The organism is Luteibacter sp. (genome assembly GCF_035539195.1).
In the GTDB taxonomy this organism is placed as follows: Bacteria; Pseudomonadota; Gammaproteobacteria; order Xanthomonadales; family Rhodanobacteraceae; genus Luteibacter.
The window spans coordinates 1-19,105 of the sequence record NZ_DATLIW010000005.1; the positions used below are offsets into that span (position 1 = coordinate 1).

At 64.6% G+C, this 19,105-nt stretch carries 13 protein-coding genes; 8 read left to right on the forward strand and 5 right to left on the reverse strand.

Translation table 11 applies throughout. The annotated features are described in order from the left end of the window. Window positions 1–532: 532 nt before the first annotated feature. From VM621_RS00880 to VM621_RS00915, 8 genes are all read left to right on the forward strand, one after another. Window positions 533–1,552 (forward strand): LacI family DNA-binding transcriptional regulator, encoded by a 1,020-nt coding sequence (locus VM621_RS00880; RefSeq protein ID WP_325467106.1) that lies wholly within the window; start codon window positions 533–535, stop codon window positions 1,550–1,552. A gap of 224 nt (window positions 1,553–1,776) precedes the next feature. Then, window positions 1,777–4,818, forward strand: a complete 3,042-nt coding sequence (locus VM621_RS00885; protein WP_325467107.1) for a TonB-dependent receptor — start codon at window positions 1,777–1,779, stop codon at window positions 4,816–4,818. 105 nt (window positions 4,819–4,923) lie between these two features. Next, on the forward strand, window positions 4,924–6,450 hold the full coding sequence (locus VM621_RS00890; protein WP_325467108.1) for a tryptophan halogenase family protein: 1,527 nt from the start codon (window positions 4,924–4,926) through the stop codon (window positions 6,448–6,450). 160 nt (window positions 6,451–6,610) lie between these two features. After that, complete coding sequence (locus VM621_RS00895; RefSeq protein WP_325467109.1) at window positions 6,611–8,092, forward strand: glucoamylase family protein; 1,482 nt, start codon at window positions 6,611–6,613, stop codon at window positions 8,090–8,092. Window positions 8,093–8,115: 23 nt separating this feature from the next. Further along, complete coding sequence (locus tag VM621_RS00900; RefSeq protein WP_325467197.1) at window positions 8,116–9,378, forward strand: sugar ABC transporter substrate-binding protein; 1,263 nt, start codon at window positions 8,116–8,118, stop codon at window positions 9,376–9,378. Next, window positions 9,375–10,253: a sugar ABC transporter permease gene (locus VM621_RS00905; protein ID WP_325467110.1), complete on the forward strand. Its 879-nt coding sequence runs from the start codon at window positions 9,375–9,377 to the stop codon at window positions 10,251–10,253. The genes VM621_RS00900 and VM621_RS00905 overlap by 4 nt, the downstream gene beginning before the upstream one ends. Next, on the forward strand, window positions 10,250–11,071 hold the full coding sequence (locus VM621_RS00910) for a carbohydrate ABC transporter permease (protein ID WP_325467111.1): 822 nt from the start codon (window positions 10,250–10,252) through the stop codon (window positions 11,069–11,071). Before VM621_RS00905 ends, VM621_RS00910 begins: the two co-directional genes overlap by 4 nt. 5 nt (window positions 11,072–11,076) lie before the next feature. After that, window positions 11,077–13,818 (forward strand): discoidin domain-containing protein, encoded by a 2,742-nt coding sequence (locus tag VM621_RS00915; protein ID WP_325467112.1) that lies wholly within the window; start codon window positions 11,077–11,079, stop codon window positions 13,816–13,818. Window positions 13,819–13,842: 24 nt separating this feature from the next. Here the strand turns inward: VM621_RS00915 and VM621_RS00920 are convergent, their stop codons facing one another. From VM621_RS00920 to VM621_RS00940, 5 genes are all read right to left on the reverse strand, one after another. After that, window positions 13,843–14,202: a hypothetical protein gene (locus VM621_RS00920; protein WP_325467113.1), complete on the reverse strand. Its 360-nt coding sequence runs from the start codon at window positions 14,200–14,202 to the stop codon at window positions 13,843–13,845. Window positions 14,203–14,513: 311 nt separating this feature from the next. Then, window positions 14,514–15,344 (reverse strand): pirin family protein, encoded by an 831-nt coding sequence (locus VM621_RS00925; protein ID WP_325467114.1) that lies wholly within the window; start codon window positions 15,342–15,344, stop codon window positions 14,514–14,516. A gap of 221 nt (window positions 15,345–15,565) precedes the next feature. Continuing rightward, window positions 15,566–16,237, reverse strand: a complete 672-nt coding sequence (locus tag VM621_RS00930; protein WP_325467115.1) for a YecA family protein — start codon at window positions 16,235–16,237, stop codon at window positions 15,566–15,568. Further along, window positions 16,234–17,001, reverse strand: coding sequence for an exodeoxyribonuclease III (xth, locus tag VM621_RS00935; RefSeq protein WP_325467116.1), 768 nt, complete (start codon window positions 16,999–17,001; stop codon window positions 16,234–16,236). Before xth ends, VM621_RS00930 begins: the two co-directional genes overlap by 4 nt. Window positions 17,002–17,050: 49 nt before the next feature. Beyond that, entirely contained in the window at window positions 17,051–19,096 is a 2,046-nt protein-coding gene (locus VM621_RS00940) for a M3 family metallopeptidase (RefSeq protein ID WP_325467117.1), read from the reverse strand. Between the last annotated feature and the right edge of the window lie 9 nt (window positions 19,097–19,105).

Below are 19,105 nucleotides of genomic sequence, written 5' to 3' on the forward strand. Positions count from 1 at the left end.
AAGCGCATACAACGCCCCAGGCGCAATCCTTCGCATACATCCATCCATCGGGTAGGTGAGGGCGCGGAGTCTAGGTAGGCGAAGTGCCGCTGTCTGTCATCCCAGTGCAGAAAGTCGAATTTTTCAGAAAAGTTCTATTCGCGATGAGCGCTGGCGGCGACCGGGCCCGCTGCCGCGGGATCGCCGATGAATCGGCTTCCACACACTGCCTTCCGAAACAGGGGCCCTCCTGGCCGCCAAGCGCAGGAAGTTGCGATTTCGCATGTAACGCCCGTTACTGAACGCGACATCCATTTATCTCCGTGAATTTCCCGTCACGGCGGCTGCTGCGTCGCCGCAAACGTTTACGTACCACTCAAGCCGCTGACAATACACAGTATTTTAACAAGGGTGGTCGAGTGGTATCACGTAACGGCCGATTTACTACTGCACCGCAACAAGCCTTTGTTTTCGAACGCTTTACAAGCTCCTATGAAAACGTTTACGTTCCGCGCCATCAGCCCTCCGGGGCGGGGGAAAGGGCGAGAAACGCGTGAGTGTGACCATCAAAGACGTCGCGAGAATGGCCAACGTTTCCGTGGCCTCGGTGTCGCGCGCCCTGAACGGCCACGGCGGCGTGACCGCGGAAACCCAGAAGCGGATCCGGGAAGTTGCGACCCGCCTCCGTTACGTTCCGCACAATGCTGCGCGCAGCCTGATTACCCGCCGCACCCAGACCATCGGGGCCCTGCTGCCCGACCTGCATGGTTCGTTCTTCTCCGAGCTGATTCGCGGTATCGACCTGGCCGCCCGCACCCGTGGCCTCTACCTGCTGGTTTCCAGCTCCCATGGCGACGCCACCGAGGCGGCCATCGCCCTGCGCGCCATGCAGGGTCGCGTGGATGGCCTGCTGGTGATGTCGCCGCATGCGGACGAAGCCTTCCTGGACGAGAACCTGCCCGTCGTCCTGCCGACCGTGCTGATCAACAGCCACGTGCGCTCGGAACGACATGCCTCGCTGGACGTCGATGACTTCGGCGGTGCCCGCGCCATGACCGAGCATCTGCTCGGCCTCGGTCGCAAGCGCATCGTCTTCATCGCCGGTCCGGAAGTGAACCACGACGTGCAGGAGCGTATCCGCGGTTATCGCGACGCGCTTGCCGCCGCCGGTCTCGGCGAACGCGCCGCGATCCTGCAAGGCGATTTCACCGAGGAATCCGGCTACCACGCCGGCAAGCAGGCCCTCGCGATGGTGCCGCGTCCCGACGCGATCTTCGCCGCCAACGACATGATGGCCATCGGCTGCCTGTCCGCCCTCGCCGAAGCGAAGCTGCGCACGCCCGACGATATCGCCGTGGTCGGTTTCGACGACATTCCGATGGCGCGCTATGTGTCGCCGCCGCTAACGACGGTGCGCATCCGCATCGCCGAACTGGGCGAGGCCGCTCTCCAGCGCCTTGCCGCCATGATCGAAGCACCCGATGACGCCGCTCCCGAGCCGCATGTCGTCAGCACCGAAATCGTCGTTCGCGCCTCTTGCGGCGGGAGCGACACGGTAAGACGACGGGCCTGACGCCCGTCGGAATACACGGCTTGCCGGGCCGTGGCTGGAATCTCAGGGACGGCGTCAAACACAGGACTTCGATCGATCTTCCGGTCCGCAAATGCGGGACGGGCGCGATACACGGGGGGCAGAACGCTCTTCGAAGAGTGGCCGACACCAAAACGTCGACCGCCGTGTCTTGCGCCCCGCCGGGCCGGAACAGCACACACAGAACCTTTTGGGAGAGGGGAAAAATGAAAGCCTCGATGCATCTGAAGAAGAAGCTGCTCGCCAGCGTTATTACCGCGACGGTCGCCGCCGCCGTGGTCACGCCGTCCGCCTTCGCGCAGTCCGCGAGTGCGAACCTGCGCGGCAAAGCCGCACCGGGCGCCGACGTCACCGCGTTCAATCCGCAGACCGGCCTGACGCGCCACGCCAAGGCCGGCGCCGACGGCACCTACATCATCAACGGTCTGCCGCCGGCCTCGTACAAGGTCGACGCCGGTCCGGGCACCGAGCAGACGGTGACGCTGACGGTCGCCTCGACCGCCACGCTGAACCTCGCCGCTGCCGCGGCCGGCCCGGGCGACGTCACCGCGAAGCCCGCCAACGCCACGGCGATGGAAGGCATGACGGTGAATGCGACGACGCTGACCGAAGTGAAGACGCCGGAAGTCGGCGGCACGATTTCGCTGCGCCAGATCCAGACGATTCCGCAGGTGTCGCGTAACTTCCTCGAGTTCGCCGATACCGTGCCGGGCATGGTCTTCAATGTCGACGCGCAGGGTCATACCTCGCTCAAGGCCGGTGGCCAGAACGCCAGCGCCGTCAACGTCTTCATCGACGGCGTCGGCCAGAAGGGCTACGTCAAATCCGGCGGCGTGTCCGGCCAGACCTCCAGTCAGGGCAACCCGTTCCCGCAGCTGGCCATCGGCGAGTACAAGGTCATCACCAGCAACTACAAGGCCGAGTACGATCAGGTCTCGTCGGCGGTGGTCACGGCCGAAACGAAGTCCGGCACGAACGAATTCCACGGTGAAGTGTTCGACACCTACACCTCGGACAAATACCGCAGCCGCACCGCTGCCGAGGAAGATGGCGTCAAGGCCCGCTCCTTCGAGAAGGAATACGGCTTCGCGCTCGGCGGTCCGATCATCAAGGACCAGATGCACTTCTTTGTCACATACGAAGAGAAGAAGTTCGATACGCCGACCACGGTCAGCCCGGGCGACAACTCGCCAGCTAACGTGGCATCGCTGCTGCCCGCTGGTGTTGGCTCGCAGCTCGGACCGGCGAACCTGCCGTTCAACGAAAAGTTGTACTTCGGCAAGATCGACTGGGAGCTGACCGACCGCGACCGCATCGAGATCAGCACCCAGGTGCGTCGCGAAAACCAGTCCGATGGCATCACCAAGGGTGTCGCCCAATCGGCGAGCGTCGAGATCCAGAACCATGACACGCGCGGGACCTTCCGCTGGCAGCACAGCGGTGACTGGTTCTACAACGAGTTCAAGGCCAGTTACGAGAACTCGTCGAACGACCCGCTGCCGATCAATTACGGTAATGGCTACACCTACACCTGGCGCCCGGCCAACGACGCGGCCATCGTCAACGTCGGGTCGGCGTCGGCGCTCGCCACGCAGATCAAGGGTCAGGAAGGCCCGATGATCTCGGACGACTTCACCTTCAACGATCTGTCCTGGTACGGCGACCACACCATCAAGACGGGCTACAAGTACAAGGAAGTGACCCTGCATGCGCAGGACGCCCAGGCCACCAACCCGCAGTTCTTCTACAACGTCGGTCCGGACGGCACCGAGCCGCTTCCGTACAAGGCGCAGTTCGCCAATCCGGTGCCAGGCCTCAACCCGGTCTCGGAGACCACGAGCAAGCAATACGGCGCGTACATCCAGGACGACTGGGCGGTGAACGATCACCTGACCCTGAACCTCGGCGTGCGCTGGGATAAGGAAAAGACGCCGTCGTACCTGGACTGGGTCACCCCGCAGAATGTGATCGACGGTTTCAATTCGCTCGATACGAACGCGCAGGCCCAGTTCCCCGGCCAGACCTACGCGCAGACGCTAGCGAAGGGCGGGATCAATTACCAGGACTACATCAGCAACGGCCACAATCGCAAGGCGCAGAACGAATGGCAGCCGCGCGTCGGCTTCTCGTATGACCTGTTCGCCGACGAGGAGCACGTGATCCACGGTGGTTACGGCCGCTCGTACGACCGCAACCTGTACGACTACCTGCAGCTGGAGCAGACCAAGTCCGCCCTGCCGTACCAGGAGATCCTGTTCAACATTCCCGGTCGTCCCTGCACTGTCGGTTCGAACACCAACTGCGTCAACTTCGACCCGTCTTACTTCAATGGTCTCCAGAACCTGCAGGCGCTCGTCGCCGGCACGAACAAGGGCCAGGAAGTCGACATGTTGAACAACAACTTGAAGGCCCCGTACTCCGATCAGTACAGCCTCGGCATGTCGAACAAGCTGGGCGACTGGCAGACCGACGTGACCGTGAGCCGCGTGCTTTCCTACGACGGGTTCGCCTTTACGCTGGGCAACCGCTACCCGAATGGCGACTTCTTCCAGAACGGTTCCCAGCCCTGGGGCAATGGCATCCCGGGCTTCGGCAGCATGATCATCGGCAACAACGGCATCCGTACACGTACCACGCAGCTGCTGCTGTCGGCCGACAAGCCTTACACGCACGAATCGGGTTGGAGCGCCAACTTCGCTTATACGTATAGCCGCGCCAAGCAGAACCGCGACATCAACGAACATTATTCGTTCGACGAGGCGACCATCGGCAACTACCCGTTCATCAACTCGAACTCCGTCGCGAAGCATCGCTTCGTCGCGACAGGCTCGGTCGATGCGCCGTGGGGTATCACGCTCTCGGCCAAGATGACCATCGCCACGCCGCTGCCGTTCAACGGCGTCGTGGGTGTCGGCGGTGGCGTGCTCTACAACTACGGCGAGAGCGCTCGCCCTGTCGCCGCCACACCGCCGGGCTCGAAGTTCCTGGTCGGCGGCAAGATCTGGGGCTATCGCGACATCGATATCCAGGCGACGAAGGACTTCGTAATCAGCGAGAACGACCAGACCAAGTTCTACCTCCGCTTCGACGTCCTCAACGTGTTCAACTGGAAGAACCTGGTCGACTACACCACTAACTTCGGTTCGAACGGCGTGGCGAACTTCTCGAACCCGGTGGTCTACAACAAGACCGGCAACATCTCGTTCGTTCCGCGTACCGCCCGATTCACTGCAGGCTTCAAGTTCTAAACCGCGCCACCGGCGCATCCGGACGGCTTTGCCGGATGCGCTTTTACTTTGCGCCCGTGTGTCTCCCCGCGGGCGTCTTTCTTTTCCTGGCATGCGTGGATAACGATGGCCAACGGCATCACCAACATCGTCGTCGTGGGTGGCGGTACGGCCGGCTGGATGGCTGCGGCGGCGCTGATCCGCGTACTGAACAAGCAGGTGACCGTGCGACTGGTGGAGTCCGAGGAGATCGGAACCGTCGGGGTCGGCGAGGCCACCGTCCCGCATATCAAGTTGTTCAACAACCTGCTCGGGCTGAACGAAGCCGACTTCGTTTCGCGCACGCAGGGCACGTTCAAGCTCGGCATCCAGTTTCGCGACTGGGGCAAGCTGGGTGACTCCTACATTCACGGGTTCGGCGTGATCGGCCATGACATCGGTTTGACGCCGTTCCATCACTACTGGCTTAAGGCCAGGCTCGCTGGCCTGCACTCGGACGCCGACCTGCACGACTATTCGGTGAATACGGTAGCAGCGACACGGGGCAAGTTCATGCCCGCGCCCACGGACGTTCCGGCCGGGTCGCCGTTGTCCACGATCGGCTACGCGTACCACTTCGACGCCTCGCTCTATGCGCGCTACCTGCGCGAGTACAGCGAAGCACGCGGTGTGCGCCGCACCGAGGGCAAGGTGCGAAACGTCGACCTGCATGCGGAGACGGGCCATGTCGCCGCGGTCGTACTGGAGAACGGCGAGCGTATCGAGGGCGATCTCTTCATCGACTGCTCCGGCTTCCGCGGTCTGCTCATCGAAGGTGCGTTGCAGTCCGGTTACGAAGACTGGAGCCGCTGGCTTCCGTGCGATCGCGCGCTTGCCGTGCCCTGCGCACGTGTTGAGGCGCCGACGCCGTATACGCGCTCCACGGCGCGCGAGGCTGGCTGGCAATGGCGCATTCCGCTGCAGCATCGCACCGGCAATGGCTACGTTTACTCGAGTCAGTTCATCAGCGAGGACGAAGCGGCCGCGAAGCTCATGGCCAATCTGGATGGAAAGGCGCTGGGCGATCCGCGCCCGCTGCGTTTCGTCACCGGCATGCGCAAGAAGACGTGGAACAAGAACGTCGTGGCGCTTGGTTTGGCCAGTGGCTTCATGGAGCCGCTGGAGTCGACCAGCATCCACATGATCCAGGCCGGTATCTCCAAGCTGCTTGAGCTGTTCCCCAGCGATGACGTCATGGACCCGGTCCTGGTCGATCGTTTCAACGACCGGACGCGATTCGAGTCCGAGCGCATCCGCGACTTCCTCATCCTTCACTACAACGCCACGAGTCGCGACGACACACCGTTCTGGAACTACTGCCGGACCATGTCGATTCCCGATTCGCTCAAGAGCAATGTCGACCTGTTCCGCCACAGCGGACGCTTCTTTCGCAATGCTGATGAGATGTTCGCCTCCGTCAGCTGGGTCCAGGTGATGATCGGCCAGGGCATCATGCCGACGAGCTATAACCCCCTGGTGGACCAGATGCCGGACGCCGACCTGCCGAAGTTCCTAGACAGCATTCGCGACGTCATCTCGAAGAACGTCGACCTGATGCCGACGCACCAGCAGTTCATCGAGCGCGAATGCAGGGCGCCGACGGTGGTGACGTGATGCGACAGGTGATTGCCAGGGACCTGCCTGGATCGTATGGTTCCTGCTCGACCAAGGCCCTTCGGGGCCTTTCTCCGACCTCTTGACGTAAACGTTTACGCGCCGGCGATGTCCCCGCATCCGACGCGCCGGCCCTGAATAGTCTCAAGGAATGTGTGCCATGAAAGCCAGTACGATCAAGCGTTTCTCACTAGCACTCGGTGTCATGCTCGCCAGCACTGCTCCCCTGGCCCTCGCGCAGAAAGAACCCGCGAAGACGAAACACGTCTCGGCCGCCGCGCTCAAGGATCTCCATGCCGTACCGCCGATGGTGGTGGAACTGGAGAAGCGTACGTTCCAATGGTTCTGGGACAGCGGCAACCCGACCAATGGCCTCATTCCCGACCATTACCCGAGCCCGTCCTTTGCCTCGATCGCTTCGGTCGGCTTCGGCCTGACGGCGTACGGCGTGGGTGTGGAGCGCGGCTACATCACGCGCGACCAGGCCGTGGAACGGACACTGGCCACCCTCCGCTTCTTCCACGATGCCCCGCAGAACGACGCCGAAGACGGTGCCACCGGCTACAAGGGCTTCTTCTATCACTTCCTGAACATGCAGACCGGTGCACGTGAAGCGCGCTGGACCGAGGTCTCGACGGTCGACACCACCCTGCTGCTGGGCGGCATCCTGTTCGCCCAGAGCTACTACGATCACGACGACCCGCAGGAAGCGCAGATCCGCCAGCTCGCCGACGACATCTACCGTCGCGTGGAGTGGACCTGGGCGCAGAACCACGGCCCGCTCATCAGCATGGGCTGGACGCCCGGCGGCAAGATGATTCCGCACGACTGGGCCGGCTACAACGAAGGCATGCTGGTCTACATCCTGGCCCTGGGCTCGCCGACGCATCCGGTGAACGAGGATGCATGGCACGCGTGGACGGCCACCTACGACAAGACCTGGGGCGAATTCCACGGGCAGACTTTCCTCAACTTCGCGCCGCTGTTCGGCCACCAGTACAGTCATACCTGGGTCGACTTCCGCGGCATCCGCGATGCCTGGGGTCGTGACCACAACATGGATTACTTCGAGAACAGCCGTCGCGCCGCGTACTCGCAGCAGGCGTATGCGGTGGCCAACCCCGGTGGCTGGAAGGGCTATGGCAAGAACGTGTGGGGCCTTACCGCGAGCAATGGCCCCGGCGGCCTGATCGTCAAGCAGGGCGACAAGGAGCGCACTTTCGCCGGCTACACGGCGCGCGGTGCGGGCCTGGATTACATCTCCGACGACGGCACCATCGTGCCGACCGCCGCCGGCGGTTCGATCGCCTTCGCCCCGGAGATCGTGATCCCCGCGCTCGAGGAAATGAAGAAGAAGTACGGCCAGTACATCTATACGAAGTACGGTTTCGTCGACGCCTTCAACATGACGTTCGATACCAAGACCGAACTGCGTACGGGCAAGCTGGTCCCGGGCTTCGGTTGGGCCGATACCGTGCACCTGGGTATCGACCAGGGTCCCATCGTGTTGATGATCGAGAACTACCGCAGCGACTTCGTCTGGTCGGTGATGAAGAAGAATCCCTATATCCGCAAGGGTCTGCAGCGCGCCGGCTTCACCGGTGGCTGGCTGGATGCCGACACGGCCGCCAACCTGTGGTGAGTCGCGCCACCCGCGTCATCCGGATGGTCGCGGCGCTGGCATGTGCCGGCGCCGCACTGGCCAGTTGTGCCAGGCAGGACGAGGGCACGCGGACCCTGCAGTTCTGGACGATCGGTCGCGAAGGCGAGGCGGTGGAGAAGCTGCTGCCGGCGTTCGAACGCGAGCATCCGGGCCTGCATGTATCGGTGCAGCAACTGCCGCTGACGGCGGCGCACCAGAAGCTGCTGACCGCGTATGCGGGCGATTCCACGCCGGATATCACCCAGTTGGGCAACACCTGGGTGCCGGAGCTGGTCGCGCTGGATGCGATCGAACCGCTGGACGCCCTGGTCGCCTCGTCCAGGGTGGTCGATCGCAACGATTACTTCCCAGCCATCTGGTCCACCAACGTCATCGACGGCAAACTCTATGGCGTGCCCTGGTACGTCGATACGCGCCTGCTGTTCTATCGCAAGGACCTCCTTGCCAGGGTCGGTTACGACCATCCGCCGCGCGACTGGCCCGAATGGCAGGCGATGATGGCGAAGCTATCGCAGCCACCCGGCAAGACCTATGGCGTGTTGCTGCCGACCAACGAGTTCGAGCAGCTGCTCGCGCTGTCTCTGCAGCAGGACGAACCGCTGCTTCGCGACGACGGCCGTTACGGCAACTTCCGCAGTGCCGGCTTCAAGAAGGCCCTCGCTTTCTACGTGTCGCTGTTCAAGAACCAGCAAGCGCCGATGATGACCAATGTCGGCGTGGGCAACCCGTGGGCGGCGTTTGGCCAGGGGTTCTACACGTTCTACCTGTCGGGGCCGTGGAACATCGGCGAGTTCCGCAAGCGCCTGCCGCCCGAACAGCAGGGCGACTGGGCCACGACGCCGCTGCCCGGGCCGAACGGCCCCGGCGCCTCCAACGCCGGCGGCTCCAGCCTGGTCATCTTCCGCGCGTCGAAGCACAAGGACGACGCCTGGGCATTGATCGAGTACCTCTCGCGCCCGGCGATTCAGGCGCGCTTCTACGAGATCCTCGGCGACATGCCGCCGCGCCGCTCCTCGTGGGAGGCTCCCGCGCTGCGCGACGACGACAAGGCTACCGCCTTCCGCGAGCAGCTCGAACGCGTGAAGCCCACGCCACCGGTGGCCGAGTGGGAGCGCATCGTCACCGAAATGCAGCTGGTCGCTGCGCAGGCCGCGCACGGCGACCTCACCATCGACGAAGCCGCGGCGGAAATCGATCGCCGCGCCGACCGCCTGCTGGAGAAACGTCGCTGGATGCTCGACCACGGCCACAAGGCATCGCCATGAATACCTCCCGCGCCGCCTGGCTGTTCATCACGCCAGCGCTGATCGTCCTCGGTCTGTTCTTCCTGCTGCCGGTGATCGCGGCGCTGATCCTATCGGTCACCGATTACGATCTCTACGCGCTGGCCGATATACGCAACCTGCGCTTCGTCGCGCTACAGAACTACTGGCAGCTGTTGCAGCGGCCGCTGTTCTGGTCGGCGCTTGGCCATACCGTGTATTTCGTGGTGGTCGGCGTGCCTTTGTCGCTGATCGCCTCGCTCGGCACGGCGATGCTGCTCAATTCGCCCCTGGCGCGCTTCAAGCCCTTCTTCCGCACGGCGCTGTTCGCGCCCGTAGTGACCACCGTGGTCGCCGTCGCGGTGATCTGGCGCTACCTGTTCAACACCAAGTACGGCCTGATCAACTACGTGCTCACTTCGATCGGCGCACCCACGGTGGACTGGCTGGGCGATCCGCACTGGGCGATGCCGACGATCATCCTGTTCGCGGTATGGAAGAACTTCGGCTACAACATGATCATCTTCATGGCTGGCCTGCAGGCGATTCCGGGCGACCTCTACGAAGCCGCGCGCATCGACGGCGCCTCGGCCTTCGCGCAGTTCCGCCATATCACCCTGCCGATGCTCAAGCCGACCATGGTGATGGTGAGCATCCTCACCGTGTCGGGTTACTTCCAGTTGTTCGCCGAACCCTACGTGATGACCGAGGGCGGCCCGCTGCAGAGCACCACGTCCGTGCTTTACCTGATGTACGAAGAAGGCTTCAAGTGGTGGAACCTCGGCTCGGCATCGGCCGTGGCCTTCATCCTTTTTGTCATCATGTTCGCGGTTACCGCGACGATGCTGCGCCTGTCGCGGCAGGGAGAAAAGGCATGAGTCCGCGTCTGGCCAAGGCCCTTATCAACGGCTTGCTGATCGGTGCGGCGGCGATCGCCATCGCGCCGCTTCTCTACATGCTCTCCGTGTCCTTCATGCCGCAGGGTGAGGCCAGCGCACTGCCGCCGCCGGTGTTGCCGACGCATCCTACGCTCGCCAACTACCGCCAGCTTTTCCTCAACGCCGGCATGGGTCGCTACCTCGTCAACAGCCTGCTCATTTCCACGGCGATCACGGTGGTCTCGCTGGCCTTCAACCTGATGGCCGGCTATGCGTTTGCCAAGCTCGAGTTCAAGGGCCGCCAGCGGATCTTCCAGATGCTGCTCGGTGCCCTGGTGATTCCGGCGCAGGTGGCCATGCTGCCGCTGTTCCTGCTGCTGAAGTACATGGGTCTGGTGAATACCTATGGCGCGGTGATCGTGCCGGCACTGGCAACCATCTTCGGCATCTTCCTTGTTCGCCAGTACGCCAGCGGCATTCCGGACGACCTGATGGAAGCCGCGCGCATCGACGGCGCGGGCGAGTTCCGCATCTTCGCCACCATCGTGATGCCGCTGCTGAAGCCGATCATGGTCACGCTGGCGATCTTCACCTTCCTCGCCGCATGGAACGACTTCATGTGGCCGCTGATCGCGTTGACCGGGCAGGAGCACTACACGCTGCCGATCGCCCTGGCCTCGCTCTCGCGCGAGCACGTGCAGGACAGCGAACTGATGATGGCCGGCTCGGTGGTCACCATCCTGCCGGTGCTCGTGCTCTTCCTCGCCCTGCAGCGCTACTACCTCGAAGGCCTGTTGATGGGCAGCGTCAAGGGATAAACCGTATGTCGCGTTTCGCTTCACTCGTGCCTGCCGTGGCGGCTTGCCTCCTCGCCGTACCTGCGTTCGCGGCTGGGCAGACGCGCATGCTCGATAGTTTCGACGCGACGACTGGCTGGTCGGCGACGCATACGGACGACGTCTCGGCAGCGCTTCGCGTCGCGCCGGGCCGGGATAGACAGGCGCTGTGCCTCACGTACGATTTCCATGGTGTGTCCGGTGCCGCGTCGATCCGCAGGATGCTGCCCATCGATTTCCCGGATGGTTTCGCGCTGAGTTTCGACGTACGGGGCAGCATGCCGCCGAACACCTTGCAGCTGAAGCTGATCGACGACAGCGGCGACAACGTCTGGTGGTTCCAGCAGCCGCACTTCGTGCCGGGCGACGCGTGGAAACCTGTCGAGGCGACGAGCCGTCAGGTGGAGTTCGCGTGGGGACCGGTCAAGGACCGCACGCTGCGTCACACGCGCGATATCGAGTTCGTCGTCTACGCCGAGGCGCAGCCGGCGCAGGCGGCCAACCGGGGCGAGGTCTGCTTCGACAATCTGCGTCTCACCCCACGCAAGCCCGGCGCGGTGGCCGCGCCACCGCCCACACCCAACGCCGTGTTCGAATCGCGCGCGAAGCAAGAGCGTCTCGGGCTCTATCCGCGCGGTTTCTCCGGCGAGCAATCCTATTGGACGATCGTCGGCGTCGACGGTGGCAGTCCCGATTCGGCCTTGATCTCCGAAGATGGCGCCGTCGAGATCGCGCGCGGCGGGTTTTCGATCGAACCCTTCCTGATCGAAGGCGGCAGGCTGATCACCTGGGCGGATGTCGCGACCACGCAGTCGCTGCGCGAGCGGTATCTACCGATGCCTTCGGTGCAGTGGATCGCCAAGGGGCTCCGCCTGGACACGACCGCATTCGCCCAGGGGCGTCCTGGCGCATCGCAACTGGTGCTGAGCTACCGGGTTACCAACGACGGCGACGACGCCCGCGACGTCACGCTGGCCCTCGCGGCGCGCCCGTTCCAGGTCAATCCGCCCACGCAGTTCCTCAACGCGCCAGGAGGTACCAGCCCGATTCGCGACCTGGCATGGGACGGTCACGTGTTGACGGTGAATGGAGCGCACAAGCTCATTCCCCTGCAGGCGACGACTGCGTTCGTCGCGAGCGCGAACCTGCCGAAGACCTTGACCGAACGCCTGGACATCGGCGAGCGGCCGGTGACCAAGACGTTGCACGACGACGGCGGCTTCGCACAGGGTGCCTTGCTCTACGACGTGCACGTGCCGGCGCATGGTCATGTGGATCTCGGCGTGGTCGTGCCGGTGAAACAGAACGATGTCGTCGATGTGCCGGCGGATACCGCTGCCTGGCTTGCTTCGCATGCGGATACCGTCGCCGCCGAGTGGCGCGACAAACTGGATCGCGTCGACATCACGGTGCCGGCGTCGGCGCAGCCCATCGTCGACACGATGAAAAGCGGCATCGCGCATATCCTCATCTCGCGCGATGGGCCGGCGCTACAGCCCGGTACGCGATCCTACTCCCGCACCTGGGTGCGCGATGGCGCGATGATGCTCGAAGGGCTGCTTCGCACTGGCCACGAGGACGTCGCCTCGGCGTTCATTCGCTGGTATGCGCCGCACCAGTTCTCCAACGGCAAGGTGCCCTGCTGCGTCGACGCGCGCGGCTCCGATCCGGTGCCCGAGAACGACAGCCACGGCGAGCTGATCTTCAGCGTGGCGGAGCTGTGGCGATACACGCACGATCGCGCGACAGTGGATGCGCTGTGGCCCCATGTCGAGAAGGCGGTGGCTTACATGGACGCATTGCGCGCCAGCGAGCGCCATCCAGCGCGGCTGCAAGGCGCGGATCGTCCGCTCTATGGGCTGATGCCGGCGTCGATCAGTCACGAGGGCTATTCGACCAAGCCGATGCATTCGTACTGGGACGATTTCTGGGCGCTCAAGGGTTACGACGATGCGGTAGAACTTGCGTCGGCGCTGGGACATGGCGAGGACGTCGTCGCCTATTCGGCCTCGCGCGACGCGTTTCGCGGCGATCTTCACGCGTCCATCGAAGCAGCCGTGAAAGCGCACGGTATCGACTTCATTCCGGGGTCGGCCGAGCTTGGCGACTTCGACGCCACCTCGACCACGATTGCGTTGTCTCCCGGTGGCGAGCAGGCGCGTCTGCCGAGGGCGCTGGTCGACCGCACCTTCGAGAGATACTGGCAGGGCTTCGTCGCGCGGCGCGACGGCAAGGCGGCCTGGGAGGATTACACGCCTTACGAGGTACGCACGATCGCCACCTTCGTCCGGCTCGGCTGGCGGGACCGCGTCGGCGATCTGATCGCCTTTTTCTTCGCCGACCGTCGTCCGGCGGCGTGGAACCAGTGGGCCGAAGTCGTCGGCCACGACGCCCGCAAGCCGCGCTTCGTCGGCGACATGCCGCACGCATGGATTGCCTCGGACTTCGTTCGCTCGGCGCTCGACCTGTTCGCCTACGCCCGCGAAGCCGACGGCAGCATGGTCCTCGCAGCCGGCGTGCAGCCCGCGTGGCTGGAGGGGAAGGGTATCGCCGTCTGCGACTTGCGCACGCCGTATGGGCGCCTGGGCTACACCCTGGTGGCGAAGGGCGGGCAAGTCACCCTGACCCTCACCCAGTCGATCCACCCGCCCGGCGGCCTCGTGCTCTCGCTACCCTCGGGCGAACTGAAGGTTCCGGCGAACACCACGACGTTCAAAGCCGGCCTCTAATGTCGGCCGGCGAAGCCCACTGCCTCAGTGCGTCGCCACGCGAGTCCGCAACAGCGCATCCACCGCCTGCTGCCACTCCGCCGTGCCTGGCTTCGCCTGCGGCGCCTCCTGGCCCAGCTTGGTGTTGACCGCCTGCTCCCAGGCGGGAGTATCCGGCTGGGGGCCATGGCCGTCGTCGCTGATGGCGAGCGTCTTGTCGACCCATGCCACCCATTCGGGTGAGCCGAGGGCAGGATTGGCCGGCGCGCTCTTGCCGGGCGCCGGCGTTGTCGTCGTCGAGGCTTCCGCCGTGGGCGCAGCCGTTGGCACAGAAGGCTGCGATGGCGAGCACGCCGCGATGATGAGCGCTGCCGTAATAGGGATGACCGTGAGCAGAATGCGCATGGGCAATGAAATCCTCGCGAATGCGGATGCGCCGATGCTAAAGACCCTTCCCCGTCCCGGACTTAAACACGGTGGGGAACTTCGCGGGGCTGTTCAGTTTCAGCGCGGGCCGCTGCCGCGGGATCGCCGATGAATCGGCTCCCACAGCCGACGAATCGGCTCCCACAAGCGACGAATCGGCTCCCACAACCGATGAATCGGCCCTCACACCCGATGAATCGGCTCCCACACAGAGCGGTCGCGCGCCCCGGGCCGGTGCGGGACGTCTTCTTGTGGGAGCCGCTTCAGCGGCGATGGATCCTCATCGGCCTTTAGAACTTGCCGGCCCGAAAGTCGGCAATCGCCTCATGAATCTGCGCCGGCGTGTTCATCACGAACGGGCCGTATCGCGCGACAGGTTCGGCGAGCGGTCGACCGGCGACGAGCAGGATGCGGGAAGCGCCTTCGGCCGCGAAGCTCACCGTATCGCCCTTGGAAAGCACGGCGAGCTCGCTGCGTGCCAGCGACTCGCCAGCCACCACGGCCGAGATGCCGTCGAAGACATAGGCAAAGGCGCTGTGCCCTTCGGGCAGGGTGAGGTCGAAACGCGCGCCGGCATCCAGCGAGATATCGAGGTAGACCGGCTCGGTCGCCACGGCGGACACCGGGCCCTTCGCCCCCGCCAGCTCACCGGCAATCACGCGCACGGTGACGCCCTCGACCGGATGCACCACCGGGATATCGCCCGGCGGGATGTCCTGGTAACGCGGTTCGACCATCTTGTCCGTGGCCGGCAGGTTGACCCACAGCTGAAAGCCCCACATCAGGCCTTCTTCCTGCTGCGGCATCTCCGAATGCAGGATGCCGCGGCCCGCCGTCATCCACTGCACGCTGCCCGGACCGAGGTCGCCCCGGTTGCCGTGGTTGTCGCCGTGCTGCATGCGACCGGCGAGCATGTAGGTCACGGTTTCGAAGCCGCGATGCGGATGCTCGGGGAAGCCTTCGATGTAATCGTCCGCCTGGTCCGAGCGGAATTCGTCGAGCAGCAGGAACGGGTCCAGCATGTCGAGGGCGGGCTGGCCGATCACGCGCTTGAGTTTCACGCCGGCGCCGTCGGCGGTATCCATGCCGCGGACGCGGCGGACGATGCTTCGTTGGGTCATGACGGTTCTCCGGTTGCCGATGCCGCCAAAGATGACGCCAATCGGCGACGGGGCCAAGACGCGTCCGGTGAACGATCTGTCCTGTGGGAGCCGCTTCAGCGGCGATGGGGTTGCCGCGGGGTTACCGCGTTACCGCTCCGTTGGCTTTTCGCCGCTGAAGCGGCTCCCACATGGCTCCCACATGGCTCTCGCACGGGGCTACAGGGGTCGGCAGGTCTTGCTTAATGTACCCAGTGGCCGGAGCGCTGGCGCGGCGGGCCGTCTTCGCCATCGACGCGCGGGCGGGTCATCGCGGCCAGCTCTTCCTCGGTCGGGGCGTTCTGGCGCCAGTACTCGCCGACGGCATTGAGTACGTCGGGCAGCTGGCCCAGGCACTCGTCGTATTCCTCGTCGGTGAGTTTCTCGAACTCGGCGTCGGCCTGGAGCACGCCTTCGTCGACCGCCAGGGCCATGATCGGGCCGAGCAGCTGCATCAGGTTCGGGTCTTCGGCCAGGCGGTTCTCCCACAACTGGGCGCGCATGTCGATGCCGCGGCTGAAGCCTTCGCACCAGCCGGCGGCGGAGAGCATGGGGCCGTCCTCGGTGTCGATCTCGCCGAGGATCGGCTCGTAGGCGTCGACATCGAGCTCGGCGCTGATGGAGTCGTTGAGCTTGGCCAACAAGGCGAGCAGCTGGTTGCCCTCGTCCTCGTCCTCGAAGGCGTCATGCAGGATCTCGTGCAGCCATTCTTCGGGCTTCACTTCGAGCGGCCCCACGGCGATCGCAGAGAGCAGGCCGTGCAGCCCGTCGAGCATCAGGTCGCCATCGCCACCATGCACGCGCAGGTAGGTGTCGAGCACTTCGAGTTCGGCGTCGTCCAGCGAACTGGGCCATTCGGACTTGGGTGTGTTCAAAGCATCAGCTCCAGCGCGACGGGCGCGTGGTCGGACGGTTGCTCCCACTTGCGCGGGGCCTTGTCGATGATCGACGAGGTTACCGACGATTTGAGCGCATCGCTGATCAAGATGAGGTCGATCCGGAGGCCCATGTTGCGGCGGAATGCGGCCTGGCGATAGTCCCACCAACTGAATAGGCCGGCTTCCTCGTTGAAAAGGCGGAAACTGTCATGGAGGCCGACATCCAGCAGCGCCTGCAGCGCGGCGCGCTCCGGCGGCGAACAGAAGATGTCCTCGCCCCATGCCACCGGGTCGTACACGTCGCGGTCGTCGCGGCAGATGTTGAAATCGCCCAGAACCACCAGTTTGGGATGGATCGCGATCTGCGACTGAAGGAAGTCGCGGACCCTCGCCAGCCAGTGCAGCTTGTATGTGTACTTCTCGTCGCCCAGCGCCTTGCCGTTCACCACGTAGAGGTTCACGACGCGGATATCGCCGACGGTAGCGGCCAGGATGCGGCGCTGCGGGTCGTCCAGGCCTTCGATATCGGTGACGACCTCGGTGATTTCGTCGCGCGCGAGGATCGCCACGCCGTTGTAGGTCTTCTGGCCGGAGAACACCGCGCGATAGCCCATGGCGGCGATTTCGTCCGCGGGGAACTTGTCGTCGGTGAGCTTGGTTTCCTGCAGCGCGATGATGTCCGGCTGCGCCTCGCCCAGCCACTGCTGGAGATGGGGCAGACGAACCTTCAGCGAATTGACGTTCCACGACGCGATCTTCATGGCGCCATTGTAAAGGAACAGCCGCGCGGCGACCCGCGCGGCTGTTGCCTCAGACCGCCAGGCCGTAGCTCTTGAGCAGGGCATCCGGCCGCGGCTCACGGCCACGGAAAGCCTTGAACGAGGCCAGCGCCGGGCGGGTGGCGCCCACGGCGAGAATCTCCTCACGGAAGCGCTGGCCGGTGGCGCGGTCCAGTACGCCCGCTTCCTCGAACGGCTCGAAAGCGTCCGCCGAAAGCACCTCGGCCCACAGATAGCTGTAGTAACCGGCCGAGTACCCGCCCGCGAAAATGTGGGTGAAGGCGTGCGGGAAGCGCTGCCACGCCGGCGGATGCATGACGGCCACTTCATGGCGTACCTGCTCGAGCACGTCGAGCGGACGGGCCCCCGTCGCCGGGTCGTACTCGAGGTGCAGCCGGAAATCGAACAAGGCGAACTCGAGCTGGCGAACGAGGAACAGCCCGGCGTGGAAATGCCGGGCATCGAGCATCCGCTGGTAGAGGTCGTCGGGCAACGGCTCGCCGGTCTGGTAGTGCCTGGCGAACAGGCGAAGCGCCTCGCGGTCCCAGGCAAAGTTCTCCATGAACTGGCTGGGCAGTTCCACCGCGTCCCATTCCACACCTTCGATGCCGCCGACCGACGGAATATCGACCTCGGTCAGCATGTGATGCAGTCCGTGGCCGAATTCGTGGAAGAGGGTGAGCACGTCGTCGTGCGTGAGCAGGGCAGGCGCGCCGTCCGTCGGTGGCGGGAAGTTGCAGGTCAGGAAGGCGATCGGCAGTTGCAGGTGGTCGCCGTCGCGGAAACGCGACTCGCACACGTCCATCCAGGCACCACCGCGCTTGCCCGAACGGGCATAGAGGTCCAGATAGGCGCCGGCGAAGATCGTGCCGTCGGCATTCATCACGTCGTAGTAGCGGACGTCCTTGTGCCAAGTGGCGACATTGTCGCGGGGCGCGAAGCGCACGCCGTAAAGTCGCTCGACCACGGCGAACAGGCCGTCGATGGCGCCGGAGGCCGGAAAGTACGGTTTGATCTGTTCTTCGTCCAGGGCGTAGCGCTGCTGGCGCAGGCGCTCGGAGGCGAAACCGACATCCCAGGGCTCGAGGTTGTCGAGCTTGAGCTCTTCGGAAGCGAAGCGACGCAGTTCTTCCAGCTCCTTCTTCGCCACCGGCCTGGCGCGGGCGGCCAGGTCGCGAAGGAAGGCGAGGACCTCCGGCGAGGTGGCCATCTTGGTCGCCAGCGATTCCTCGGCGGCGTTGGCGTAGCCGAGCAATCGAGCGGCCTCGTGGCGCAGGGCCACGATCTTCTCGATGCGCTCGGAGTTGTCGAACTTGCCCTTGTCCGGGCCCTGGTCCGAGGCACGCGTCTGGTAGGCGTAGTAGACGGCTTCACGCAGATCGCGGTTTTCCGCGTAGGTCAGCACGGCCTGCACGCTTGGCTGTTTCAGGGTGACCAGGAAGCCGTCGAGCTTTTCCTCACGGGCGTACTCACGCAGCACGGCACGGCCCGACGCGGGGATGCCCGCAAGGTCGCGCTCGTCCGTGATGTGCTTGCGCCAGGCTTCGCTGGCGTCGAGCACCGCGTTCGAGAATTCGGTGGTCAACCGGGAAAGCTCCACGCCGATCTCGCGGAAGCGGCTGCGGGCCGGCTCTTCGAGCGCGACGCCCGAGAGGCGAAAATCGCGCAGGGCATGCTCGACGGCGGCGCGGGCCGCGACGGGCAGGCTGGCGAAGTCCCCGCGATCCGCCACCGCCTGGACAGCGGCATAGAGATCGCGGTTCTGACCGACTTCAATACCATGATCGGTAAGCTTTTCTTCGGCCGCGCCGTGGGCCTTTCGCAGGGCTTCGGAGTCGGCGACCGAGTGCAGGTGGCTGACCGGCGACCAGGCCCGGGAGAGGACCTGATCGAGGCGTTCCTGCGCCAGCATCACGTGGTCGAAGTCGCGCACGGCGTCGGCGGCCGCGATCCGCTCGATCGCGGCGCGCTGCTCGGCGATAAGGCTGTCGATGGCGGGCTCGATATGCTCCGGACGGATCGCCGGGAAATTCGGCAGGCCGTTGGTATCCAGAAGCGGGTTGGTGGTGCTGTCCATCGGGGATCT